The following is a 25901-nucleotide window of genomic DNA, read 5'->3' as shown; positions in this document are numbered from 1 at the left end:
TAAAGCGGATTTTATATCATGTCCGCTTGATTGCTTATTAAACCCGAAGAACCCCACCCCGCCAAAGCTACGCTTTGTCTCCCCTCCCGAAGAGCGGGGAGAGGGGATTAAGGGGAGCCAGTGCGGTCTTCTCCCAAGGGGAGACGCCAAGGGCGATGGGGTCTCCCCAAGTGGAGCATCTGGCGTGTGGGGTGTAATGACTGCGGTTAGCATAACTAATTACGCGGACATGATATTGCCTGATTTAGAGGCTCTGCCTCCTGTCAGACTCAATGAATGCGTTCCCAGGCTCCGCCTGGGAAATGTTGCTGTAGATGTCTATGTGATGGTTGATATCTGCATTTTTTTGATATTTTAGCTAAATCAATATCATATATACATGACTATACTTTTAACTAACGACGATGGCATTGATGCCCCTGGTATCCAAGCGCTGCTGAAAGCTGTAAACGGCAAAAATTCTATTATCGCGGCTCCTGCCGATCATCAGTCTGGCTGTGGACATCAAGTTACTACTACTCGTGCTATCAACCTCCAGCGACGTTCTGAGACTGAGTATGCGATCGCAGGTACTCCCGCTGATTGCGTGAGAATTGCAATAACACAAATTCACGCAGATGTCAAATTTGTACTTTCAGGTATCAACGCTGGGGGCAACTTGGGAGTCGATGCCTATATTTCTGGCACAGTGGCTGCTGTGCGGGAAGCAGCGATGCATGGGATTCCCGGAGTTGCCATTTCTCAGTATCGCAAAGCCAAACAGGATTTTGATTGGGATCTGGCTGCCAAATTCACTGCTGAAGTTTTAGCAGATTTACTCAAGCGTCCCTTAGAACCGGGAAGCTTTTGGAATGTGAATCTGCCGCATCTGCAACCAGGAGAACCAGATCCTAAAGTGGTATTTTGCCAAGCTTGTACCAAACCTTTGCCCGTTAACTATCGAATTGAAGGTGATGATTTTTATTACGTAGGGGAATATGGCAAACGCGATCGCACTCCTGGCAGCGATGTAGATGTATGTTTTTCTGGTAATATCGCCGTCACCCAGTTAAGAGTTTGACATTAGCCATCAGTTACTAGTTAGGTCACAGCGCCTTAAAGTAGCTTAAAGTAGAGATTGCATACAAAAAAGCCCAGTCATTTCTAACTGGGTTTTAGCTATCTCAATTATTTAGCCAAGTTTTACAAGCTGATTTTGGACAATAATTCTTTCAAACTGATTTGATTGCTGAAAGCTGCGAAAGAAAATACGTAACTTCTGTCCCTGAACTGTGAAAAAATGGACATTAATTTGCGAATTGCGACATTTAATGTGCGAACTACAACAAATGGAGAATAACGGATTCGAACCGATGGCCTCTGCGGTGCGATCGCAGCACTCTACCAACTGAGCTAATTCCCCTTAATCGGTATTAAGTCAAGAGTAATATTACTCATTAACTCAAGACATTATCACCATAGATTATTCTAACATTCTGTTACCGATGGTTGAGGCTGTTTTTGGGAATAAACTTTTTGCACCCGTTCTAGTTCCAAATCACTGAGATAATCAACAGTCCAGTTACAGCAGCGTTGGAGCATGTGGAATGGGTAAGTATTCGCTACACCAACAACTTGCATTTGCGATCGCTTCGCGGCTTCGATGCCTGCTGGAGTATCTTCAATTGCCAGACACTCGTGTGGTTGAAGATTCAAGTCGGGATATTCTTTATTTAGGCGTTTTACTGCCAGTAAATAACCATCGGGTTCTGGTTTACTGGTGGTGATGTCATCACCCGCGACGATAATTTTAAAATGTTCGTCTAGTTTAGCGCGATTCAGTACCAATTCTATTTCTTTGCGAATCGCGCCACTAACTAATCCTAGTTTCAGATTCCGCGATCGCACCTGAAATATTAAGTCTTCTACACCTGGATATAAAGGCAGTTTCTTTATTTTTTCTAGTTCCACCGTATAAGCTTGGGCTTTGCGGTACAGCAACTGAGTTAAATAGTTTTCATTGGCTACTCTACCACGATTAGCGAGTAGTTGTTGAAAACAAGCGCGATCGCTGCGTCCTAAAGAAGCTTGACGCTCACTCACCTTTTGGGGTTGGAGATTTTCTTCAATGAGAATCTCATCTATCAGTTGCAGGTGGATTGGCTCATCATTAATGATGACACCATTAAAATCAAAGAGAACTGCCTTTAAACTCATGCCATTATGCCAAACGCTGGAGAACCAAGTCCCTCCAAATCATTATTATCTACCGATGTGGGAGTATAATGACGGACATTTTCGGTTGCTATTGGTTTTATGCCGCTAGTTACCTGATTTATCCACCATACATCCTGCGATCGCACTGCTTCAAATCCGGCCGCACCCATATTCGCTTCTGTACTACTAGCAGCATACTCACGAATATATGGCTCCTCAAAAACATCATTGAGCCATTCTAACTGACGCAGAGTCTTCTGATTCCCATCTAGAATTAATACTTGTCCTCCAGTTACCAGCAACCGGAAGCTTTCTCGCAGAATTGCTAGAGACACCGCATCTGGTGTTTCATGGAATAGTAAAGAAGCTGTTACTAAGTCAAATGTTGCATCCTTCCAACCAGTTTTTTCAGCATTTCCGTGTCGCCAGACTATTTCCAAGCCAGCATTTCTAGCTTTGTCTTCCGCCCTTACCAGCATATAGGGTGATAAATCCAAACCAATAACTTCCGCTTCGGGGAAAGCCTGTTTTAACATTAAGGTAGTGGAACCTGTGCCGCAGCCTAAATCAAGTATGCGTCGTGGTTTCACCTGCACAGCATCAACTAAAGCTTGACGGACAATACCTTCATTAGGCGGTATAACGTATTGAGTAATCGGATCGTAAGTAACTGCTGCATCGGAATTGAGATATCCGCCAGCAATCCCGTGAAAGTTTTGATTACTGTAGTACGACGGAATTATGACATCATCTCGTCGATAGCGATCGCTCTCTTTTTCCCAATTAATACTATCAGCGTAACGCCGTAACCCATCTTCATCAATCAAAAGACGCACTACAGGGGATAAAAAACGTTCCCAGATTGTATCTTGACGGACTGCCATATTGTGTCAGAACTTTAAGGGGCTATTTAAACAAAGTTATTTTCTTTACAAATTTTAATACATCTGGGAAGTATCTGCTTTCTCTCTGTGGTGATAGGTTGACGGCTGTAACTCAAAGCGCTACACTTATGCTACAAAAATATAACTCCTAAAAGTAGTTCTTCAGCTTCACGAAAATTGAGGGAGCCAGATGAAAGACAATACAACATTTAAATTGCTACAACTAACTAGGTAATGGGTTATATGTCATACCGATAATTAACAGTGCCCAATACCCAATCCAAACTCTAAAATTTAAAATCAAAAATAGAAACGATTATGCCCTACGAAAAGTTAGAAATTACCACACCAGCACCCGTCTTATCTTGGGCAAATCACTCTTTGGGGCCAGAAGAAACCAAGATGGCCAAGAATGTGGCATCATTACCATTTGTATTTAAGCATGTGGCATTAATGCCAGACGTTCACTTAGGAAAAGGTGCTTTAGTGGGTTCTGTAATTGCAACCAAAGAGGCAATTATCCCCGCTGCTGTCGGTGTGGATATTGGTTGCGGTATGAGCGCGATCAAAACAGCATTTACCGCCGAACAACTAGAAGGTAAACTAAAGAAAATCCGCTTGGATATTGAAGAAGCAATTCCGACTGGATTTAACGAAAATAAAGACGTTGAAAAATCTGTCAGCAATTGGCAATACTGGGATGATTTTAAAGACTTGCATCGCGGCGTGCAAGACCTACAAGGTAAAGCAATGAAACAGATGGGTTCTCTCGGTGGAGGAAATCACTTTATTGAAGTGTGCCTCGATACAGAGAATCAAGTTTGGCTGATGCTGCATTCTGGTTCGCGTAACATCGGCAATAAACTCGCCCAGTGTCATATTCACACAGCCAGAGAATTAGCAAAAATGGCAGGTAATAAATTGCCTGACCCAGATTTAGCTCACTTTGTCGCTGGTACGCCAGAATTCCAGGCATATTGGCACGATTTACAATGGTCACAAAACTATGCGCGTGTCAACCGCGATGTAATGATGGCGCGTTTTAAGCACATAGTTGAGAAACATCTGGCAGGTGGGAAGGCAACTAAACCTTTATTGCAGGTTAATTGTCATCACAATTACGCCGAAAAAGAAGTGCATTTTAATGAGGATGTATACGTTACTCGTAAGGGTGCAGTCCGTGCCCAGACTGAAGATTATGGGATTATTCCTGGTTCGATGGGGGCAAAATCTTTCATCGTGAAGGGTAAAGGTAATGCTCATAGTTTTTGTTCTTGTTCTCACGGTGCAGGACGTTTGATGTCTAGAAATAAGGCAAAAAATGTCTATACACTTGATGATTTGATAGAGCAAACAAATGGCGTAGAATGCCGCAAAGACGAGGGCGTATTAGATGAGATTCCTGGTGCTTATAAGCCGATAGAACAAGTTATGGCAAATCAAGCAGATTTAGTTGAGGTTGTAGCAACACTCAAACAAGTTCTTTGTGTTAAAGGATAAATTTGTAGGTGGGTAGCGCTCCAATACGCCAGTTTTAGTTTTTAGCCTTAACCCAAGCGTATTGGGTATTGCCCACCTTTTTTATTTCTAAACGTAAAGATATGCTGAAGAATAAATAATTATTTTAAGTAAATAGACTTGTCATGCAAAATAGTGAATACGAACAACAGTATAAGAAAAAAGTAATTGATTTCTTTGATAGTAGAACTAGCTACGATAACGATTACACAATTCATCGCGCTCTACCTCTACTAGATTTAGTTCAACTGCAAAAGGGACAAAAAGTATTGGACATGGCGACTGGTACAGGTATCATTGCTATTGCTGTTGCACAAATTATCGGTTCCAAAGGAAAAGTCACTGGAGTAGATTTTTCTTCAGGGATGCTAACTCAAGCACAACAGAAAATTGAAGAATTAGGCTTGCAAAATATTGAACTTATTGAAGCCGATGGTGAATATATTAACTTCAATGATGAGAGTTTCGATGTAATTCTTTGCTCTACAGCGATAGTGTATTTTAAAGATATTCCTGCTGCTCTACGTAAATGGTATCGTTTTCTCAAACCAGGGGGAGTCATCGGTTTTTCTTGTTGCTCTGAGGAATCTTGTGGAGCGCCACTTATAATCGAAATATGTAACAAACATGGCATTTCGCTGACAAGTATCAATGAGCCAACAGGCACACCCGAAAAATGTCATCATCTACTTGCAGAAGTTGGTTTTAAAGATATTGAAGTAAAAATCCAACAACTAGGTTTCTATCGCAATGTAGAGCAAGCTAGAGAATGGAATGGAGGATGGTTTCATCCCAGAGAAAATCCTTTGTTACAGGTTTCATCAGAGAAAATGGCAGAATTAAAAGCAGAATATCGTCAAAAAATTGAAGCAAAAGCAACCGAGCAAGGAGCTTGGTACGAAAATCTAACTTTTTTCTAACTGGTAGAAAGGTTTAAAGCAAACTCTAATTTTCTGTTGTATTTAGCCAATTCATCAAATCAGCTTCACTAACAAAATCTAGTAATACTTCACCCAAGTCCTCTAACTGAGCCAAGGACAACTCTTGCAAGCGAGATTGTAACTGAGAATTAATTGAACCAAGCCGACGAGTTAATAGACGTATCACTAGCCTTAGTTCTGATTGTCTTCCTTGTTCAATTCCTTGTTCAAGACCTTGTTCAATTCCTTGTTCAATTCCTTGTTCAATGCCTCGTTGTCTCCCTTCTTGGAGTCCCTCTTGGAGAATTTCTTGATAAATGCTAGATTCTCTCATATCTTCTCTCCTCAAAAACTGACGAATTAGTTCTGGCTCGAATACTAACCCTGCTAGAAGTTGGGTACATACCGAGATAGTCTGCTTGGTGGCTTCTTCTTCAATCATACTCACCTGAACTGCTACCTGTTGGAGTAAGCTTTGAGGAGAATTTGTTCGCGCCAAAGTTGCCAGAGGTAATAAACCAGGAGATAACAATAAAGGTTCTGGATCTTGTTCCCAAATTCGGATGACGCGGTAACGGTGGGTAGTATTGCGAGCGGTAAATTGATCTACAAAGACAGCTTCTGAAGTTGTCGGCTTAAGGAAAATTACTATCTGCTCGATATCGCAATTGTATTGTCGATATAGCCGCACCCAATAGTCCAACATCCGCAGTGGTAAGGGTGGAGTCGATGCTGGTAAAGTTTGAAACTCTAAATGCAGTATTTGATTGGCAGTTTGCAAAAAGGTTACTGAGTCGGCACGGATTGGTTCTTGATTTAATTCTGTTTTGAGAATCTGGATATCCGTTACTTCAGATGCAAGTAAGTAGCGGATAAAATCTTCTGGATACTGCTCAACCAGATATTTCAGGGTGTTGTCGTATGTCACTTTGATATCAGTTTGGACATAAACTCATGTAGAGACGTAATATCGCTACATAGTTTGTCCATCAAAAATTTAGTTTAAGTATTGTTTCTTGTTAGCGCTACTCTACGAAAAAGTAATGTTCGCTCATAGCGCTAACATTTAAATTTGGTGTTTTTTCAAAACTACATTGTCAAAGATTGAGGGTTCGTCTCAATCAATTTTGCTAAATCTTGCAAGAACGCCGCAGCATGGGCACCGTAAATAATCCGGTGGTCAGAAGTAATATTGACTTGCATTTGTTGCCGCACGCCAAATAAACCGTCGGGTGTTGCTACTACTTGCGGACGAGATGCCCCGATCGCTAAAATTGAACCTTGTCCAGGCGGTAAAATCGCATCAAATTTATCTACGCCAAACATCCCCAAATTGGACAGGGTAAAAGTTCCACTGTTATATTCTTGAGGCTGTAATTGTTTTGCCCTGGCACGTTCTACCAAAGACTTCCAAGTACGCGACAGAGAATATATATCCACTGCATCTGCATTTTGCAGCACAGGTGTAATCAATCCGCCATCATCCATCGCTACTGCTACGGAAATGTTGATATCAGAATGATAAACAATACCTTGGTCTGAGTAGCTAGCATTTAACAATGGGTGTTTTTGCAATGTCACTGCTACAGCTTTCGCCAGTAGCGCTGTCATTGTCACGCCTTTGGATTTAATTTGTTTATAAAGTTTGTCTAACCCATCAGTGGTAATTGTATAACCGACACGGAAGACGGGCACGGATATGGTAGCTACCATGTTCCGCACTACGGCGTTTTGGAAGGTAGTTAAAGGTACGGTTTGACCAGGAACAGCCGCCGCCACGGGTGCAGGTACTGGTGTCCGAGGTGCTGGGGGTGCAACTGGGGCGCTGGTTGGTACAGGTGCGGGTGGAGCAACTGGGGCAGGTTGTTTACCCTTGTTAGACAATGCTTCTACATCTTCGGCGACAATGCGTCCGTGGGGGCCACTACCTTGGAGTGTAGTTAAATCAACTTTGAGTTCTTTAGCTAACTTGCGGGCACGGGGTGAAGCTACAAGCCTTCCTTCTTTGTGGTTAGACCCGTTTTGAGACGCTAAGGCAGGTGTTGCAACTGAGGCTGTGGCGGCAACTGGTTCAGGGGAAGAGGTAGGAGTAGCAGCCGCGCCGCCGGAATTGGCAAGAGATTTGGCCTGTTCAATTTCAGCTTCCGTTTCAGCGATGAAGGCGATCGCAGATCCTACCGGGGCAGTTTCACCAGCTTCAACTATGATATGGGCAAGAAAGCCTTCATAAAAGGTTTCTACATCCATATCTGCCTTATCTGACTCTACAACCACCACTGTTTCGCCTTTTTCCACTTTGTCCCCTGGCGATTTCACCCAGGAAACGATTTTGCCTTCTGTCATCGTGGAACTCAGCGCCGGCATAAATACTTCGTGAATGCTCATAGGGTGGTTTGGAAATCAATGGTTTATGGACTTTAACAGTTTTTATCAGATCGAATTGTATCTTGATGGGAGAGTTTTAGACTGTTTATATTTTAGGTTGGGCATTGGGAATTGGGCATCCCTTCGGCTTACCTCGGCTCCGGCTCCATCGAGCGACTGTGTACTGAGCGTAGTCGAAGTAAGTCGAGATACTCGGCACGAGTCGCTCAGGGCAAGTGGGCATTGGTCATTGGGCATTAGCTTTTGACTAATGACTAATAGGAACCTAAATATAACTTAGAGGTCTATAGGACTTGTATTTGATTTTTGAAAAAACTTAGTATACATCTGTTCCCTATTCCCTTGCTATTTATATTCCTCATAACCACTACTTAAGATACAAGAGCTTCTCGCGGATAGAGGATATGGGATGTAGTTCAATCTAGAATTCAAAATTGGTAATAAACCTATTTGAAATTCCTGTTTACTTTTATGTCGGCAAAGCTGAAATTCTTTTTGATTGTGATATTGAGTATCTCTGCTACGGCTGGTACTGGAGTTTATATTATTCAGCACCAGCAATCTGCACCGATTGTTGAGACTAGTGATGGGCAAACCCAGCAGATGGGAGCAATACATCAGTCTCAGGAAGTTGCAGCATTCTCAGAGCGTTCCGATTATCAAACTATACCTTTAGAAAAACTTAACTCATCTCTCCAAGGCAGTAATCCTACTACCCTTGCCCTGAATGCCTTTGAGGAGATAGCAGTGGGAGGAACGCGAAAGATCGAGGTAGTTTATCCGCAACCAAATCAGGCGTTAGTGACGATTACGCAAATCAAGCGGGGTAATAATTCAGTTGGGACGGTTAAATATCGAGCGGAGATGACAACCTTTGGGCGATCGCTTTTTATTAGCTCACCTCCAGTGTGGCAAATCGTTTGGGCTGGAGTGAGGAGTTAAAAGTTAGAAGTTAGAAGTTAGGAGTTAGAAGTTAGAAGTTAGAAGTTAGGAATTCCAACTCATAACTCATAACTCATAACTCATAACTCATAACTCATAACTCATAACTTATAACTCTCTAAATGTCACCGCGAATTTCTTCTACAACGCCATCGCGTAGAACGATTTCGACTTGCATTTTGCTAATCAGGTTATCACCGATTTCTACCCGGAAAAAGCCTTCCATTTGGAATTGGTTGACTTCTTGATCTTGCTGGAGAAACTGCACTTGCTGGAGGTTTTGCAGCAACTGATTTTTCTGCTCTAGAAATTCACTTTTCTTTTGATTGACTTGGAGTTGGATATTGTCAATTTGTTGGAGGGTCTGAGGCCCAGGTGGTTGCAGACTCTGCTTTTGAATTGCCGCGATCGCTCTTTGTCCTTCAACGTCTAGCTGTTGCAGTTGCTGATCGAGTTGATTGATCTGGGTTTGCAGCTGCTGTTGTACTTCCTCTTTCCAGAGGGGAGTCACAATAACTTTGACGTTAACGACGCGTTTCAGAAGCAAATTAGATTTGGAGACATCCATAAATATTTCACGTTCACTCTTTACAGTTAGCAGGTGGAATGATCAGGCAAACATGCCGTCAATAATATCGCGATAGCGTTCCGTGACGACATGTCGGCGAACTTTTAGTGTTTGTGTCATCAAGCCATTTTCGATAGAAAACGGTTCCAGGATGAGTTTAAACGTTCCGATGCGGTCATCCGGTCGATAGCCTGGGCGATTTTGGACTTCCCGATTCAATTCTTGGCGAAATAAATCCTGGATCATTCTACTCTCGAAGTCAATTTTTTGACTATCTGAGGAAGTCACCTGATCGCCCAGCGTATCCAGCGTTAGATTCTGACTTGCTGCCCATTTTTCTAAGGCTTCGACATTGGGGACAATTAAGGCTCCCAGGCTGCGCTGATCTTGGCCGATGAGCATAATTTGATCGATGTATGGCGATCGCAAACACGCATCTTCGATCGGCTGTGGCTCGATGTTTTCCCCGTTAGTCAATACAATCGTATCCTTCGCTCTGCCAGTCAGCACCAAGTCATCTTGTGGTGTCAGCCAACCCAAATCGCCGCTATCAAACCAACCTTCCGCGTCAATTGCTTTCGCTGTCGCTTCAGGATTTTGGTAATAGCCTTGCATAATCTGCGGGCCCCTCAACAATACTAAGCCTCGCTTCTCTATTGGTAAAGGCGCTTTTGTCTCAGGATCGACGATTTTAGCTTCTGTAGCCGGGAGTGGTAGCCCTGATGCGCCAATCAAATTCCGCCAAGGACGCCGTACATGGGTGACAGGAGAAGTTTCTGTCAAGCCATAGCCTTGTAAAATCTGGACGCCAATAATTTCAAAGAAATTATCTATGTGTCTAGGAAGCGCACCGCCGCCGCTAATCATCTGCTTAACTTGTCCCCCTGTGGCTTCCCGCACTTTGGCGTAAACCAGCCGTTCTCCCAAGGCATGGAGGGGTAATAAAGCCGCTGCTATTATCCTAGCTGCTAATCGTTCGATGCCTGAAGCATGAAGATTATTTAAATCTAGTCCCTGAGCAACTCGCCGCGCTCTAATATATTTTTCACTCATGCCCAATAAAGATTTAATTAGGCGTTGCTTTTTGGCTGGTTGTTCGCGGAACTGCTTTTGCACTCCTTCATAAATCGACTCCCACAGGCGGGGTACACCGACCATGTAATTGGGTTTAAATTGTCTCAAATCCCCTTTTACAGAGCGCAAGTTGGTATAAACTTGCGTACAACCTTGAGATAGTAGGTAATATTCAACAGTTCGTTCATAGCTGTGCCAAGAAGGCAAGATACTGAGAACTATATCACCCGCATTTGGTTGCAATACTGTGCCAAAAGTTATCACTTGGTGCATCAAGTTACTATAAGACAGCATTACACCCTTGGGTTTACCCGTAGTACCAGAGGTATAAATTAGAGTTGCCAGAGCGTTACGATTTTGCTTGACTGGCACAAAATTATGACTTTTCCCAATTTCGAGTAACTGTGAAAAGTTGAGTACCTTTAGGGTTTCGTCTGTTGGTGGTGCTTCATCGGAAAGCAAGATTACCACTTGAATTGGTAAATCTTTGAGGCGGTCTTGGAGTTTTTTAAGTGTTTTTAAATCCTCTACAACGATCGCTATACTGCCGCTATTCGCGATAATAAACAACAGTTCTTCTTTTTCCGCTTGAGAACTACGCACCGCATCAACGCCTCCAGCAGTCATGATGCCTTGATCGGCAATAAACCACCGAGGACTATTGTCAGCAATCAGGGAAATGCGATCGCCTACCTTTACTCCCAACGCCTGTAAACCAGCAGCAAATAGTTGCATTTGCTCTGCCAACTGGGTATAAGTAATCGCCACTTCGGGTTTACCGTGAGGATTGCGGAGAGCGACAACATCACCAAATCGTTGAGCTGCCAAAGGCCAAATTTCTGGTAGCGATTCCACATTTGTGTAATCTACCAACCGCTTTAATGCCTGCCGTTCTCGCTCACTGATGTTAGATAAAAAAGAAGACGCGGTTTGGGTTTTTGACATAACACCTTACTTAAAGATTTTAAACTGATTATTTTCCAGCTTATTTTGTTATTACGCTACAATATCCATCCTTATTATCCACATACCCTTCTGTGTATGATAATTCCAGGAATTCCACGTTTATATTTACAAAAATTTATGTTAAGGTTAATTTACATAGAGTGCAAGCAATGATTGTGTTTGCATCTAAGAACAGCGGTCGCCTATGTTTCACAGGAGATGATTACCTATGAATTTTATCGACGGCATAATGCTAACGTTGCTCAATATTGCTGCTTGCATAGCGTTACCGAAGATTTTAGCTATCCTTTTGGCCGATAAAACCAAACTTACTGAAACATTGGCGAATGGTTCCAAATTACAAGCAGCCAAAATTGAACTTACAAGTTTTCCTTATTGTACAGTTTACCCAGTAACAGGTAGTCAATACTGCAAATTCAGTCCTGATTTTTGTGCCAAGTGTTCTCCGAATTGATGGACTGTTTGTCAGTAAATTATATTTTAAAATTTAGGTGAGGTAGTTTATCTACCTCACCTAAATTTTGGTAACACAACTGACTTTAACGCAGCCTAATGTCTACCTATAAATAGCGCAAAACTCCATTCCCATTGAATATTCCCCGAATCAGAATTGATGTTGATCTATATGTGCCATTAATTCTGCGGCAACTTGCCGTTAAGGTAGCTCCAGTAACCCTAATATTCCGACAGGAAGCTGGATAACTACTAGAATCAGTGGGTGCTGCAAAAGCAGGATTAATAGGAATTGTAGCTATGATTGCACCACAAGCTGCCAGAGTCATTAAACGTGGTGAACGACTTAGCTTTGCAAGATAAGACATGAGTATTATCCTTTGATAAATTCAGTTTTATTGCCCTTCTTTTCCGTGAAAAAGGACAAGATAAATACTAGCACCAAATGTGTTAAATCATTAATTGGGAAAATTTAAAATATATCATTGTGAGTACAACATTCGCGTGGTGTCTCATAGAGAAGCATTCACAAAGATTTTAACAGTTTTAACTTTTGTTAAGGAGTTAGCTTACAAGTTTACTGATGCTTGAAGTAGGATGCCCTAGCAATCTTTTATATCTCTGAATAAAGAAAAATAAAATGATGATTTGGAATCTTTTTCAAAGCCTTGCTTTATCTCCAAAATCTAATTCAGTCTTATATTTTACTCATAAAATTAAGTATCACTTATGATTTTTACGCCGCTATTTACCTCCTGTTAAACGAATTGTATCAAACCTATAGCTTGTTTTAAAAACTTTGGTAGATATACAGCGAAGAAGTTGTATTTAAATCTATTTCTTTCGGCTCATTTTCATCCTCATTAGTATTTTTAAATAGGACTGTAAATGCACCAGCACCTAACCTGTCTTGAGGAAATATTCGATAACAAGGCATCGTCGTTAAATGCGATTGATATTTGGCTAAATTACTAATTTTTATCGCTTCAAATTGGGGAAAGCGTTCTAAAAACCATTCACAAACTTGCTCATTTTCTTCGGGCGAATATGTGCAAGTCATATAAGCAAGATAGCCTTGTGGTGAAACAATTTTAGCAGAGTTAGCTATAATGCGCTTTTGCCGATTTGCACTCTTGTTAATAGCAGTTGGGTGAAAACATCCGGGTGCTTTTTCACCTTTGGCAAGTAAAGATTGTCCAGTACACGGAGCATCTACTATGACTAGATTGCTAGAGCCGGGAAACATTTCGGCAAATATGCTCGAATCTCGATTAACCACTGCGTTAGGGCTAACCTGACAACGCTTCAAATTAGAAATTAGCATTCCTAGACGTTTGCCAATTACTTCATTACTGATGAGTAATTCAGGTTTTAAAGCTCTCCAAGCGAAGATACTTTTTCCTCCCGGTGCGGCACACATATCAAAAACTAAACGCACTGACTCAGGAATAGCTAACAAAGTAGTAGCTGCAAACACCGAAGAAAAATCTAAACAATAGAAATATCCTTTTTCATGCAAGGGATGCTTACCAGGTTTTTCTCCCAGAGATAAGCGGTCTATAAATTGTGGTTGCCAAGCTGTTGGTGTTTCCACTGCCAAAGGTGCAACATCTGGCTTTTCTTGACACCAAAGAATACTAGGTGAAAAAGGCTGAGGATTTATTAAAGCCTCAATAAATTTTTCTTGTTCATCTAGATTAGCGAACAAACGCCGCGAGACTTTAAGTAATAAATTAGAAGGTTTTTCCATGTAGATAATGAGTTATCAATTACGAATTACGAATTAGGTTGCCGAGCGAAGCCGAGGTACGAATTACGAATTAGTACGTTGTATCTAAATCAAAATCAAACTGTTACACAAGAACAATGTAATTAAGGCTTTTGGCTTCATACTCAAAATATAATGACCGCCATTGGGAACGCAATGGCCAAGCTACCCCACTGCACCGGAGAAGGTCATGTTTTTAGATAGTTTTCAGGACAAATTACGCAAACAAGCACAATTATGGAGGGATGAAGGATTAATTAGTTCTTCGCAGTATGAGCAGATAGCAGAACGTTATCAATTTAAAAACCTGGAAGCTGCTGCACGCGATCGCAACAAAGCGATCGCGATCGCAATCGGTAGCATACTTTTATGCTTAGGCATAATTACCTTTGTATCAGGAAACTGGCAAGGAGGATCGCGAGAAGTCAAATTTATTCTGATGATGAGTTTGTTTTTTGCGATCGCCATCACTGGATTTTACAGCTGGAGGCCACCTGAAGGAAAGAAACCAGAACGAAGCAAACGCCTACTAGGAGAGGGGTTACTAATTTTAAGCGCCTTCATCTTCGGTGCAAATTTACTGCTGATGGCCCAGATGTTCAATATCATCGGTTCAGCTTCCCAACTGTTTCTCGCCTGGGGATTTGGTGTTGTAGTCATGGCCTTCAGTTTGTCCTTGAATTCTTTAGGAATTCTGTCAATTGTCCTTGTGGAAATCGGCTACTGGACTGGACTAGAAGACTTATGGTACGCTTCAGGTGAGCTAACTTGGTCGCGGCTAGTAGTGCAGCATTTGCCTTTGTTAGCATGGCTGGTATTTGTACCCTTAGCCTACTTCTGTCGTTCCCGTTGGATTTTTGGTCTAGCAGCCTTTGTTTTTGCTAGTTCCTTACAAGCTAACCTTAATCCTCTGCCACTGCTAAATTATGCTGATATAGCCCCTTGGGTGGCATCTTTTGCTTTTACACTGCCACCTGCATTATTCTGGAGTTACGATGATTTACTCTTTCCAACCATAAATTACAGATTGTTTCAATCTCTAGCCCGTAATTTAGCGTTGTTAAGCTTTGGCATCGTCTTTTACGTTTTGTCTTTTCGTTGGGTCTGGGAATCTCCTGATTATAGTTTTAATCAGCCAACGAATTTGACAAACTTATTTGAGTCTCTGCCGATCATTGATTTGGGGATTCTCAGCGGCTTGGCGGTTTTACAATGGTTGTTTCTACTGCGCCAAAGAAATAACCCTCCGCGCCGGGAAGTGATTTTCACAACTGCTGTCATTAGTACATTTCTTGTCTTTATTGCAATAGTACCTTTTTGGCATCAAACTATCAGCCGGATTGATGAACTTGGCATTTTTATTTTCAATGTACTTCTTGCAACATTAGCCTGGGGACTAATTCAAGAAGGATTGAAATTAAGCAACAGAAGTTCCTTCTGGGGCGGTATGCTGTTAGTAACACTGCAAATTATCAGTCGCGTGCAGGAGTACGACACCGACTTACTTTTTAAGTCGCTAGTCTATGTCCTGTGCGGTTCTGCTTTAATTAGCGCTGGACTCTGGTTTGAACGCCGCCTACCCGGTGGTAGCTCTGCAAGTAAAAAGTAGGGCAAAAGATGAAAGAATTCAGGAGTCAGAATTCAGGAGTCAGAATTCAGGAAAAGTTCACTTAATTTAAAATTGAATGATTCCCAACTCCTAACTCCTAACTCCTAACTAAAAATCTCTGTGCGTCAAAGTTTTTAAAGTTTCTCTGCGTCAGTCCTAATCTCATTACTTTTAACCTCCTCAAGACCTCTGCTTTGTAGGACTACGCTCATGAATAATACTTCTTCTGAATCTAAGAATAAACCCTTGTCTCCTGAAGCCGAATTTTCCAGTAAGGTGACTTTTCGGGATTACTTGATTGCTACTGAACAAAAATCGAATAAGCCCTTGCCTTTTTGGCGGTTACTAGCTCCCCTGGCGCTGCAAACAGGGCTAATTATGGCAGTACCAGCCCAAGCAGTTTATACAGACGTAACAGGTAAGACGGTGATTTTACAAACCGTACCTGTAGACCCTAACAATGCGATCGAAGGTAACACCTTAGCGTTAGATTACAACATCTCTCGTACCTCAAATTTGAGCAGATTACCTGGCTGGCAAACATTAGTCAGCAAAGGTCGTGGAAGCGGCAGGAGATTGCCTGAAGGAACTAATATTTACGTGACTTTGCAAGAGCAATTCTCTACTGGGCGCGGTGTTCCGAGAGCTTGGAGACCGTTACGAGTAAGTAGCGATCGCCCCACAACTCTTAGAGCCAATCAGGCAGCCTTAAAAGGTGTTTATCAGGATGGTTCCGTTAACTACGGCTTAGAAACATATTACATCCCAGAAAACCAACGGCAGCAGATTCGGAACGACTTACAAGCCCAACGCGCCCGCAGAGGACAAGTACCACCTATTGTGGTCAAGGCGAAAGTAGATCCACAAGGTAAGGCTGTGCCAGTTAGTATGTGGGTGCGCGATCGCAACTATCGTTTTTAAGCTGTTAAGCAAATAAACAGTGCATATTTACACCACGCCAGTTTGGTCTTTGAAATTCTGAGCGCCGACTTCCGACGCTCAGAATTTTCTGTTTGTCATTAGATATTTGCTGAAAAAGAATATAGAGACGTAGTAATGCTACGTCTCTACAAAGGTTCTATAACAAGCATATTTATTTTCATCGGATGTCTTATATATCGCCCACATTTAAAATAAAATAGCACTTGATTATGGCAGAGACTCAAAGCAGTATATTTAGAGTAAGATTATCAGCAAGTTTTATTTGCTGATAATATATGATTTTTCGGGGATTAAGTCAAAAAGCAAGGCTACTATTTACTATATTTTTAACGCTAGTGTTCATTGCAGTAATTGCGTTGTGGCAACTTTCTCCAACACAAGCCCAGCTAGTACAGAAAGAAAGTAATTACGCAATACATATTCAACAAAACTTTAATCAATCTGCTTTTTATCCCATTGCCCAAATTCCATCTACAAACCTTTATAAACCTATTGGCGATTGGGTAGGAAGATTAATTTTACCAACGAAACAGCAATTACAAGATGGTTTAGATTGGGTATGGATGGAAGTACAATATGCACCACCTACAGCACAAAATTTGGTAGGTAAAATTGTACGTTTGGAGTGGAAAAAGAATAAAAATTTGCTGGCTTTGGAACGAGTTGTAACGCGAGATATAAATTTCACTCCTGAAGTAATTAAAAGTCAAAAACAAGGAAATATTCATCCTTTTCGACTAAATGGAGTTCGTCATATAGGGATTTTACGCTCTTTAGCTGGTGCAAATCCTGATGATGAAACAATTGTTGTTTTAGATTCAAGTACAATCATTGATGCAAATAAAGAAAAATCTATTTTGCAAATTGAACGCGAACCTATTTTGGCAACTGGTAGATTTTATGGGTTGGTAAAAATAATTAAACCGATTGAATCTCAATATAAAACTACTTTATCTCCAGAACCAAAGCAGTATAACGATTATTTTTTGGTAAAGCATTATAATCCTAATGCAAATAAATTTAATGGTCTTGAAGAAACTATTCGTATTCCCCAACAAGTAATAGATTCGCGAAATTTTGCTCCTTCAAGTTCGCAGCAAATCGAGCGATCGTCTGCGGGTGAAGATGGGTGGTATATTTATGGCGCTGCCGATACAAAGGGCGTATTTACGGTACGCGCACTTGCGCCTCGTTCTCTGTTGCAAATTCAACCCCGTCAAATTATTACTGGTAAGGAATTAGGTCTAAATTACATCCAAGATGTAAATTGGCAAAATACTGAGAAAAATAAAGGTAAATTCAATACTGTATTATTAAAACCTGGAAAAATACAAAATTCACTTAATCAATCTATATCAACATGGCAAGAAGGCAATAAAGCTATTGTCCTACACCTATTTGGTGGAATTGGCGGACGTAAAGCTGAACCACTGGGAGTACCTTATACTATTACTGGACATTTTGCTTTTGGAATTGCAGAAGTTGTCCGCGACGAGTTTACTAACGAATTACGCTTCGAGACTAAATACCACCAAATTTATGCCCATAACCCCGATGGAATTATTGCCGGAACGCATACATGGGCTGATTATATGGGTAATTTACAACGTGGTTGGCTGGCAACACGTCCAGTATCAGATATTCTGATCAAATTCGACCCTGTAACGCAGGATTATGATTTTGATGGTGTCAAACTTTCGCCTTTAGAACAATTCCAGCAACAATTACAGGTAACAATGGCACGTTATCGGGTTGGTGATGGAACTGGTGGCGCAATAGTCTCACCTGCTACCTCATGCGTCCAAGACGCAAGCCAAGCACTTTATGCGGCAATACTGGCAATTAAAAACCAAGTTGCTACAACTCCTCAAATTCAAACTTGGATACGCGCCAACCCCAATCACCCGCAAACATTACGCTTTCAGCAGCTAGTTAAATTAGGTCAATCTTTAGAACAACAGTTAGCACCCTTGGGTATAGTTCGTGCTGATTGGCAAAGTCAAGCAGGTATACTTGCAGGTACGGGCAGAGGAAAAACGACGGAACCATTTCAAGATCGTAGTATTTGGGCTGGTTTGACAACATGGCGAACAATAATGCCAAGACTTGCACACGACGACCTAGCTGCAATATTTTTAAAACATGGTGCAACTATGCAAGTATTGCGAACCAATCAAGTTGGTGGTTGGGAATCTAATATTACACCCATTGCCCCAACAGCACTTTTAGGACAAATTAAGATTCCTTTTACCAATATTTCACCACTTTCAATTCTTTTAAATCGCGTTTTAGCGTCCTTAGTAGTTCCGAGGTTCAAAGATTGGTTAGTTATTGTTGTACTGTTGATAATTTATAGTATTCTTGCTCTACCTTATGGTTGGAAATTTGGATTTTTACAGATAGAACTTTGGTCTGCAAATTGGACTAATAAATGCTTGTTGATATTACGTTGCTTATTTTTACCTGCAATTATGGAAGAACTCTTTTTTCGCGTTTTTTTGCTTCCTCATCCTAGCGAAATTACCAGTTGGTTCCAATGGTCTTTGTGGGCAATAGTGAGTTTATTATTATTTATTTTTTATCATCCCTTGAATGCTAAAACATTTTTTAAAGCTGGAATTACCACATTTTTTAATCGTGTTTTTCTTGTTTTAGCTGCATTTTTGGGAATTATCTGTACTGTTGGATATACCCTCACAGGATCTTTGTTTGTGATCGTTTTAATTCACTGGGTTGTAGTAGTAGTTTGGTTAATTGTTTTTGGAGGAATCAGAAAATTAGATAATAATCAAAAAATTCAGAACGCTAAGGTTTAAGGAGGTAGGGGGCAGGAGTTAATAATGCTTGGTTAAGGCTAAAACTTGATGCCTTTATTTAGCACCAATAAATCTAGGACAACCTTCCTCAGCCCCCTTTTTATTAGCGATCGCACTACCACTAGTATTGAGCAACACACTGCTAAGGCACAATCAACACTGGGCAAGGGGAAAGGTTAATCACACGAGTGGTAACACTATCATCTGCTCCCTCTTCAGTCAAACCTAGCCCCCGGCAGCCCATGATAATTAAATCTGCCCCAATTTCATCAGCGACATCGCAGATCGTAAAAGCTGGTTTGCCTTGCCTTTCTAAGGTTTCAGATTGAATTCCTTGTTCAGAAAATAAAGATTGGGCATTTTCCAGCAGTTTCGCAACTACCTCTGGCGACACCATCGGATCGGCACTAGGCGCGTCTGGAGGTGGTTCTTCTACCACAGACAGCAGCACCAAGCGACTGCTGTACTTTTTAACTACGTTGGTAACAACGTCAGCAGCTTCCCGCGTTTCCCGGCTTTGATCGATAGGAAATAGTACTGTCTTAAATATATCTGTCACTTGGGTACCCCTGACTCCGGTAAAATCTTGATGGTTCTACTTTCAAAACAATAACAAAAAGGCAATCAGGAGAGTTTGGTGTGTCCAAAAAAAGTTTAGCAAGTTTATCTTCGGCTGATATCTCTGGGAAACGTGCCTTAGTGCGGGTTGACTTTAACGTGCCTGTGGACGATCAAGGCAACATTACCGACGATACTCGCATTCGCGCCGCTCTACCAACCATCCAAGATTTGACGCAGAAGGGAGCTAAGGTCATTCTCGCCAGCCATTTTGGTCGTCCCAAGGGTGTGGATGACAAATTACGCCTAACTCCCGTTGCCAAGCGTCTGTCTGAGTTACTGGGGCAAGAAGTCATTAAAACTGATGATTCCATTGGCGATGAAGTTGCAGCTAAAGTTGGCGCGTTGCAAAATGGCCAAGTGCTGTTACTCGAAAATGTCCGTTTTTACAAAGAAGAAGAGAAGAACGACCCAGAATTTGCGAAAAAATTGGCAGCTAATGCTGATTTTTATGTAAATGATGCTTTTGGTACTGCACACCGCGCCCATGCTTCTACTGAAGGTGTGACTAAATTCCTCAGCCCTTCTGTGGCTGGATATTTGGTTGAGAAGGAATTGCAATATCTGCAAAACGCCATTGAAAATCCCCAACGTCCTTTAGCGGCAATTATTGGTGGTTCCAAAGTTTCTAGCAAAATTGGCGTAATTGAAACACTGCTGGAGAAGTGCGACAAGCTGATCATCGGTGGTGGGATGATTTTCACCTTCTACAAAGCCCGTGGTTTGAATGTTGGTAAGTCGTTGGTAGAAGAAGACAAGCTAGAACTAGCGAAGTCTTTGGAAGCTAAGGCTAAAGAACGGGGCGTTGCTTTATTGCTTCCCACAGATGTGGTATTGGCAGATAATTTTGCCCCTGATGCCAATTCTCAAACCGTTAGCATTGAAAACATCCCCGATGGTTGGATGGGTTTGGATATTGGGCCAGACTCGGTGAAATTTTTCCAAGAAGCTCTTGCAGATACCAAAACGGTAATTTGGAACGGGCCAATGGGTGTGTTTGAGTTTGATAAGTTTGCGAAAGGTACGGAAGCGATCGCTCATACCCTCGCTGAAATCGGTAAAACTGGCACAACTACCATCATCGGCGGTGGCGATTCAGTAGCGGCTGTGGAAAAAGTTGGTTTAGCCGACCAAATGAGCCACATCTCCACCGGCGGCGGCGCTAGCTTGGAGTTACTTGAAGGCAAGGTATTGCCTGGAATTGCAGCTTTAGATGATGCGTAATTAGGAATTGGGGAAGGGAATAGGGTACAGGTTACAGGTTATTCCCTATTACCTGTCACCTGTCACCTTTTCCCAATACCTAAGTCACTACATAAGAAAAATATATGCAACCTAAATGGCTGGAATGGGGACAGAAGTTACAAGCGATCGCTCAAAATGGGTTGACTTATTCTGAGGGTGTCTACGATATAGAACGTTACAAACAATTACGAGCGATCGCCACGGAAATTATGGCGAGTTACTCAAATGTAGAACACACTTATGTCCTCGATTTATTTAGCCGTGAAGTCGGATATGCAACTCCTAAAGTTGATGTGCGAGGAGCAATTTTTCGTGACGATACTATATTGTTAGTCAAGGAACGGGTAGACGGCTGCTGGACTTTGCCTGGTGGATGGGCTGATGTTGGCGAGTCTGCCAGTGAGGCAGTTGTGAAAGAAGTATACGAAGAATCGGGATATCAAGCACGCGCTATCAAACTTTTAGCAGTTTATGACAGAGACAAACAGGGACATCCACCATTACCTTTTTATGTCTACAAGCTGTTTTTTCACTGCGAACTTATTGGTGGTTCTCCATCATCAAGTATTGAAACTGAAGAAGTAGGTTTTTTCCGTGAAGATGCGTTACCAGTACTTTCCATCGGACGTGTGACACCAGCGCAAATCACGCGACTTTTCCAGCATTACCGCCAACCAGCTTTACCAACAGACTTTGATTAAATATCTCTGCATTACAAAAATTGGCATACAGAATTCATGGTTTATTCTGACTCCTGAGTTCTGAATTCGGACTCATAAAATAACCCGGACTTGTAAATAGTCTCTTGTCGGGTAAGGGGGACACGTTACCGTGTTCCCCTAGCTAGGAAGAAAAGTATCCTTGAATCTGCCCTCTGATGTCAGTACTTTTTTAAGTTGACAACGTTCTTATGCAAAACTGACTTGTAACGTATAAGAAAGAGGGTTAAAGCCGCTACCAGAGAAAGTTCCGCCATCTTGAGGCAAGAAAGGAAAGTCACTCACTGAGATGGAGTACGTACCTGCACCCAGAAAACTGGTGATTAATGACGAATTGCCACCGCCACCATCGTCGTTACTGGTCACTAACTTCCCAGCACTGTTAAACAGTCCGAGAACTGTATCTCCCGATGTCACTGTCCTGATAGTGACAGTTCCTGGATTTGCTAAAGAAAATGTAAAAAAGTCGAAACCAGGACTACTCCCCGGTTGAACTGTTGTTAACTGGCCTGAAAGATTAACGTTTGAGCCTGATGATAAGGAACCTAACCCTTCAGCGCTGCCCAGTGTACCGTTTGTAGCTTCTCCAGCATTTTCCCGCTCATAGAACAAGAAGTCATCACTATCAAGTCTGAGATTGTTTCTCCCCTGCACAACACCTATGATCTCATCTTGCTCTCCTGTTGGTTTGTCTAAGAATATTCGTGTGCTGCTTCCAACAACTTGCAGGCGGTAGTTCTGTGGAGATCCTTTGAGTTCAATTCGATCTTGGCTAGAGTCGAAGTCAAAAATAGTAGCCAAGTCCCCAAAACCAGGACTTGTAGTGGTGGTATCGTCGTAGAAAACATTTTCAGCGTCGCCCAGGATAAATCTATCTACCCCAGCCCCGCCAGTCAACTGATCAGTTTCCCCTAATCCAGGTGGAAGCGCACTACCAGGCCAAACACCGATGAGGATATCGTTTCCAGACCCGCCATTGAGTTCGTCATTGCCGGGTCCGCCTTGTAGACTATCATCGCCGTCGCCACCATTGAGGATATCATTGCCGAAACCACCGTCTAGCGTGTCATTTGCCGGAGTCCCATCTATCGTTTCAGAAGCTGCAGTGCCGGATTTAAATGCCATATTATCTCTCCTGAGTTTCTCACTAATACGTAAGTTCAGCCTCAGTCAAAGAACTATTCATTGTAGATTACTTGCCATTTAAGTAATCTCTAAGTTAGAAAACATTAATTATTTGGTTAGGAACTTCTAAAGAAAAAAATATCCAACTATTTGTTGTAGGCTGACCCGAAAAGCCCATATTTGGTTGCGGGCGAACGAGACGCCTACTCCACAAAATTAGATAATCAATTTTCTGAAAATTCTTTAATTGATGATTACCCAAATGGTAAGTAATTAGCTGAAATATTTTGGTTCTTTTTTGAAATTTTTTTGAACCTACGTTGTACTTACATGCATATCATGAAGTACAAGGTTACATCAACATCTTTAACAAATCTTAAAAATGCAATAAATGCGATTGATTAAGACATGAAAAAATAGGTGTTAAATTTAATTAAATATTGTTTAAAACTACTGTTCTTTTTGGTGAACGTTGCGAGATTTTTCAGATGAAGGTGGTATCGTTGTTAAGTTAAGTTTCAACATCAGATTTTATATAGTTATTTGGGATCGGAAAATTAGGTTTTTGTGCCAGTCCTGTGTATTTTTGCTTGCATTGGGATGCTTCCCATAAATTTTATCGAAACAGAATTCAGGAGTCAGAAGTCAGAATGGGCTAAACGCCCCGCTACCGCTAACAGCATGAATTCTGTGCGACTAGCGGACTTCGGCGTGAGCGCTCAATCGAACGCTGAATAGATGGGTTTAAGACCCCACCAAATCGTAGATTTGGTGGTGCAACAATTGAGTGGCGGGTCTGAATCCCTCACTCAAAGATTGCTGAATTCTCCATTCTTCTTCAATTAACGTAGAGACACTCCACTCCAGATAGATGCAGAGGATGACTCTCTACTAAGGCGTTGTCTCCTGCGTTGGTGTCGGTGTAGGAGTGGCGGTTTCTGTGGGAGTCGGTGTAGGAGTTGGTGTGGGCGTGGGCGTAGGAGTTGGTGTAGGCGTGGATGTTTCCGTGGGCGTGGGTGTTTCTGTGGGTGTGGGTGTTGGTGGTGGGGGAACTGTGGGATTTTCCGCTGTAATAGTGAGTTGATAATCTACTGGTTTCGTTGCTGTGGAAACTACAACAAACTCATAAAATCCATTTTCTGGTAATTTAGTTGACAAACTACGCTTGCTAGAATCTTCTAAAAATCGAATTTTGCCAGAGGGTGAATAGACTGATAACAAAACTTGGGAATTTGCTTCTAGCTTCAAGTCTAGAGATTGGTCTTTGGCAAGTCCAGCAATGAATACTTTACCACCACCAGGTTGGAGAGTACTGCTGACTGTTTTGCCAGTAGCCCCAGGATCGAAGACAAGTTTCTGGAAAGCGCTACCAGCAAGGATTGCACTGAGTCGATCGCTAACAAATCCATACCAAACTTGTCCAATGGGCTGACCTTGAAAACTTTTACCCCGCTGCTCAGGAAATACACTTAAAAAAGCAGTATCTCCCAAATCATATAAAGAACGACTACCAACGTTGATTTTGTTGACTTGCGCTTTCCAGCGATCGCGTTCAGCAGTTGTGTAAGTTCCTAGTTTTTGGCGGGCATTATTACTCAGTGGTGCAAGCTTTTCTAGTAATTCCGAAGCTGTTTTATCCCATTCTGCGCGCAAACTCTCATCTTCAGGGCCATTGCTGAGAGTACGTCCCCGTAAACTGGGATTTCTATCCCAAAAAACTTGATTCACTAAGTTTACGTAGAAGTTAGAGTCAATACCCAACTGTTGACGGCGATCGCTTAATCTTTCTTTGCGTTCTCGTTCTGCTGGCGAATATTGCGCTAGAGGATCGGTTGGTTGTTCGCTGGTTGGAATGGGGCTGGCTGTAGGATTAGGATCGACTTGCCCGACATCTCGTCTGCCATTCAATCCCCACCAAATTAATCCCACACTACCAGCAACTAGCGCCGCCACAAGAAAGGTTTTTGTTGGTGTCCACCAGGAAGAAGAGGGGGAAGATGAGGGATATGAGGGATATGGAGGGGTTGGGGAAGGTGGGGGAGGTGGGGAGACGGCGACGGTGGCGGCTGTGGGTTGTGGTGGAGTGGGATATTGAGTTGGCGGATAGTTTGCTGGGGGTGAGTTGAGGGCTTGGAGTACTTGACGGGCTGATTGATAGCGATCGCTTGGTCTGGCAGATAGCATTTTATCTAATACCTGTGCCAAATCTTGACTCAGATTAACTTCCCGTCGCCATTGCCAACTGAGAGTATAGGTATCAATTAGTTCTTGGGGTTGTTTCCCTGTTAGTAAAACCAACATTGTTGCAGCCATTGCATACAAGTCGCTGTGGGGAGATACTAACCCAGTTTGCATTTGTTCTGGGGGCGCAAATCCGATTTTACCTAATAAAGTTGGTGCTGGCGGAGGTGCAACCATACCGGGTTGGTAATATTCGGAAGCCACAGTTGCTACTACTTGTTTGACACCGCCAAAATCAATTAAAACTGGCAGTTTGTCAACAGTGCGAAGCATTAAGTTATCTGGAGAAATATCTCGATGAATTACTCCTAGTGAGTGGATGTATTCCAACACTGGCAAAATTGAAAAGAATAATTGGCGTATTTCTGCCTCTGTAAAGCGCAAACCCTGTTGTATCCGGGCATTTAACAAAGAATTGTAAGTTTCCCCTTCTACATAATCTTGCACCAAAAACAGATATTCTTTGCCCCCTAAATTTAGCCGTAGCAGTTCTCGGAACCGGGGAATTTGGGGATGTTGCAGTTTATAAAGAACACTTGCTTCTCTCTCGAAGAGTTCTTCAGCTTTTTGGACAACGTAAGCGGTTTGAACTTGGGGGGAAAATTCTTTTAAAACGCAAAGTTCGCGGAAACGGTTGACATCTTCAGCTAAATAAGTGCGTCCAAAGCCACCTTGGCCAATTTGACGCACGATCACATAGCGATCGCCTAAAGTCAGTCCCGGTTGTATACCATAACTCATGGGTGTATCCAACAAATTTTCGCCACACTGGAGACAAAAACGACTACCTGGGGAATTTTCATGTCCTTTAGAACAATAGATTGAATTCATTGGAAAGTTAGGAGTTAGGAGTTAATAATAACAAGGAGTAGCGAGTAGCATTTTCTACTTGATTTAACTACACTACTCCGG

At 42.1% G+C, this 25901-nt stretch carries 21 protein-coding genes and 1 tRNA gene; 10 read left to right on the top strand and 12 right to left on the bottom strand.

Annotated features, from left to right (window positions below; all coding sequences use genetic code 11):
* The first annotated feature begins 379 nt into the window (after positions 1–379).
* A complete protein-coding gene (surE, locus tag RMX69_RS06630; RefSeq protein WP_322636941.1) occupies positions 380–1060 on the top strand; it encodes a 5'/3'-nucleotidase SurE in 681 nt (226 codons plus the stop codon).
* A gap of 269 nt (positions 1061–1329) precedes the next feature.
* On the opposite strand, the gene RMX69_RS06625 is transcribed toward surE, so the two are convergent.
* The 3 genes from RMX69_RS06625 to RMX69_RS06615 all read right to left on the bottom strand — a co-directional run bounded on the left by RMX69_RS06625 (position 1330) and on the right by RMX69_RS06615 (position 3080).
* Positions 1330–1402 (bottom strand) — tRNA-Ala (locus tag RMX69_RS06625).
* 65 nt (positions 1403–1467) lie between these two features.
* Entirely contained in the window at positions 1468–2196 is a 729-nt protein-coding gene (locus RMX69_RS06620) for an HAD family hydrolase (RefSeq protein WP_289798483.1), read from the bottom strand.
* Positions 2193–3080, bottom strand: a complete 888-nt coding sequence (locus RMX69_RS06615) for a class I SAM-dependent methyltransferase (protein WP_322636940.1) — start codon at positions 3078–3080, stop codon at positions 2193–2195. The genes RMX69_RS06620 and RMX69_RS06615 overlap by 4 nt, the downstream gene beginning before the upstream one ends.
* A gap of 318 nt (positions 3081–3398) precedes the next feature.
* On the opposite strand from RMX69_RS06615, the gene RMX69_RS06610 reads away from it, so the two are divergent.
* Positions 3399–4580, top strand: coding sequence for an RtcB family protein (locus tag RMX69_RS06610; protein ID WP_289798485.1), 1182 nt, complete (start codon positions 3399–3401; stop codon positions 4578–4580).
* A gap of 143 nt (positions 4581–4723) precedes the next feature.
* A complete protein-coding gene (locus tag RMX69_RS06605; RefSeq protein WP_322636939.1) occupies positions 4724–5518 on the top strand; it encodes a class I SAM-dependent methyltransferase in 795 nt (264 codons plus the stop codon).
* A 25-nt stretch (positions 5519–5543) separates the two neighbouring features.
* Here RMX69_RS06605 and RMX69_RS06600 read toward each other — a convergent pair whose 3' ends face one another.
* Both RMX69_RS06600 and RMX69_RS06595 read right to left on the bottom strand, forming a co-directional pair.
* Positions 5544–6446, bottom strand: a complete 903-nt coding sequence (locus RMX69_RS06600; protein WP_322636937.1) for an Rpn family recombination-promoting nuclease/putative transposase — start codon at positions 6444–6446, stop codon at positions 5544–5546.
* Positions 6447–6607: 161 nt separating this feature from the next.
* Positions 6608–7903 (bottom strand): dihydrolipoamide acetyltransferase family protein, encoded by a 1296-nt coding sequence (locus tag RMX69_RS06595; protein ID WP_322636935.1) that lies wholly within the window; start codon positions 7901–7903, stop codon positions 6608–6610.
* A 471-nt stretch (positions 7904–8374) separates the two neighbouring features.
* Between RMX69_RS06595 and RMX69_RS06590 the strand changes: the two genes are divergently transcribed.
* Positions 8375–8845: a hypothetical protein gene (locus tag RMX69_RS06590; protein ID WP_289798489.1), complete on the top strand. Its 471-nt coding sequence runs from the start codon at positions 8375–8377 to the stop codon at positions 8843–8845.
* Positions 8846–8963: 118 nt separating this feature from the next.
* On the opposite strand, the gene RMX69_RS06585 is transcribed toward RMX69_RS06590, so the two are convergent.
* Both RMX69_RS06585 and RMX69_RS06580 read right to left on the bottom strand, forming a co-directional pair.
* Positions 8964–9413: a YlqD family protein gene (locus tag RMX69_RS06585; RefSeq protein WP_012412623.1), complete on the bottom strand. Its 450-nt coding sequence runs from the start codon at positions 9411–9413 to the stop codon at positions 8964–8966.
* 42 nt (positions 9414–9455) lie between these two features.
* Complete coding sequence (locus tag RMX69_RS06580) at positions 9456–11432, bottom strand: AMP-dependent synthetase/ligase (protein WP_322636929.1); 1977 nt, start codon at positions 11430–11432, stop codon at positions 9456–9458.
* 229 nt (positions 11433–11661) lie between these two features.
* Between RMX69_RS06580 and RMX69_RS06575 the strand changes: the two genes are divergently transcribed.
* The gene (locus tag RMX69_RS06575; RefSeq protein WP_289798491.1) at positions 11662–11907 is read left to right on the top strand and encodes a hypothetical protein; all 246 of its coding nucleotides are present in this window, start codon (positions 11662–11664) and stop codon (positions 11905–11907) included.
* A 106-nt stretch (positions 11908–12013) separates the two neighbouring features.
* Here RMX69_RS06575 and RMX69_RS06570 read toward each other — a convergent pair whose 3' ends face one another.
* Together RMX69_RS06570 and RMX69_RS06565 are read right to left on the bottom strand one after the other, a co-directional pair.
* The gene (locus RMX69_RS06570; protein ID WP_289798492.1) at positions 12014–12274 is read right to left on the bottom strand and encodes a hypothetical protein; all 261 of its coding nucleotides are present in this window, start codon (positions 12272–12274) and stop codon (positions 12014–12016) included.
* A gap of 422 nt (positions 12275–12696) precedes the next feature.
* On the bottom strand, positions 12697–13656 hold the full coding sequence (locus RMX69_RS06565) for an RsmB/NOP family class I SAM-dependent RNA methyltransferase (RefSeq protein ID WP_322636928.1): 960 nt from the start codon (positions 13654–13656) through the stop codon (positions 12697–12699).
* Positions 13657–13864: 208 nt separating this feature from the next.
* On the opposite strand from RMX69_RS06565, the gene RMX69_RS06560 reads away from it, so the two are divergent.
* The 3 genes from RMX69_RS06560 (at position 13865) to RMX69_RS06550 (ending at position 19041) form a co-directional block, all read left to right on the top strand.
* Entirely contained in the window at positions 13865–15283 is a 1419-nt protein-coding gene (locus RMX69_RS06560) for a DUF2157 domain-containing protein (protein WP_289798494.1), read from the top strand.
* Positions 15284–15493: 210 nt separating this feature from the next.
* Positions 15494–16204, top strand: coding sequence for a GDYXXLXY domain-containing protein (locus RMX69_RS06555; RefSeq protein WP_322636927.1), 711 nt, complete (start codon positions 15494–15496; stop codon positions 16202–16204).
* Between the two features lie 296 nt (positions 16205–16500).
* Positions 16501–19041, top strand: coding sequence for a type II CAAX prenyl endopeptidase Rce1 family protein (locus RMX69_RS06550; protein ID WP_322636925.1), 2541 nt, complete (start codon positions 16501–16503; stop codon positions 19039–19041).
* A gap of 142 nt (positions 19042–19183) precedes the next feature.
* On the opposite strand, the gene RMX69_RS06545 is transcribed toward RMX69_RS06550, so the two are convergent.
* Complete coding sequence (locus tag RMX69_RS06545; protein ID WP_289800074.1) at positions 19184–19591, bottom strand: universal stress protein; 408 nt, start codon at positions 19589–19591, stop codon at positions 19184–19186.
* Between the two features lie 89 nt (positions 19592–19680).
* Between RMX69_RS06545 and RMX69_RS06540 the strand changes: the two genes are divergently transcribed.
* Both RMX69_RS06540 and RMX69_RS06535 read left to right on the top strand, forming a co-directional pair.
* Complete coding sequence (locus tag RMX69_RS06540; protein ID WP_069074728.1) at positions 19681–20883, top strand: phosphoglycerate kinase; 1203 nt, start codon at positions 19681–19683, stop codon at positions 20881–20883.
* Positions 20884–20987: 104 nt separating this feature from the next.
* Positions 20988–21605 carry an NUDIX hydrolase gene (locus tag RMX69_RS06535; protein ID WP_289798498.1) on the top strand — a complete coding sequence of 206 codons (618 nt, stop codon included), beginning with the start codon at positions 20988–20990 and terminating at the stop codon, positions 21603–21605.
* Positions 21606–21812: 207 nt separating this feature from the next.
* Here RMX69_RS06535 and RMX69_RS06530 read toward each other — a convergent pair whose 3' ends face one another.
* Both RMX69_RS06530 and RMX69_RS06525 read right to left on the bottom strand, forming a co-directional pair.
* Positions 21813–22748: a DVUA0089 family protein gene (locus RMX69_RS06530; RefSeq protein ID WP_322636924.1), complete on the bottom strand. Its 936-nt coding sequence runs from the start codon at positions 22746–22748 to the stop codon at positions 21813–21815.
* A gap of 891 nt (positions 22749–23639) precedes the next feature.
* Positions 23640–25820 (bottom strand): serine/threonine-protein kinase, encoded by a 2181-nt coding sequence (locus RMX69_RS06525; RefSeq protein ID WP_322636923.1) that lies wholly within the window; start codon positions 25818–25820, stop codon positions 23640–23642.
* Positions 25821–25901 lie beyond the last annotated feature (81 nt).

The sequence above is a fragment of the Nostoc sp. EspVER01 genome (genome assembly GCF_034530635.1).
Taxonomy (GTDB): Bacteria; Cyanobacteriota; Cyanobacteriia; order Cyanobacteriales; family Nostocaceae; genus Nostoc.
Note: the sequence above shows the minus strand (reverse complement) of the source record. Positions and strands in the feature narration are given on the sequence as shown.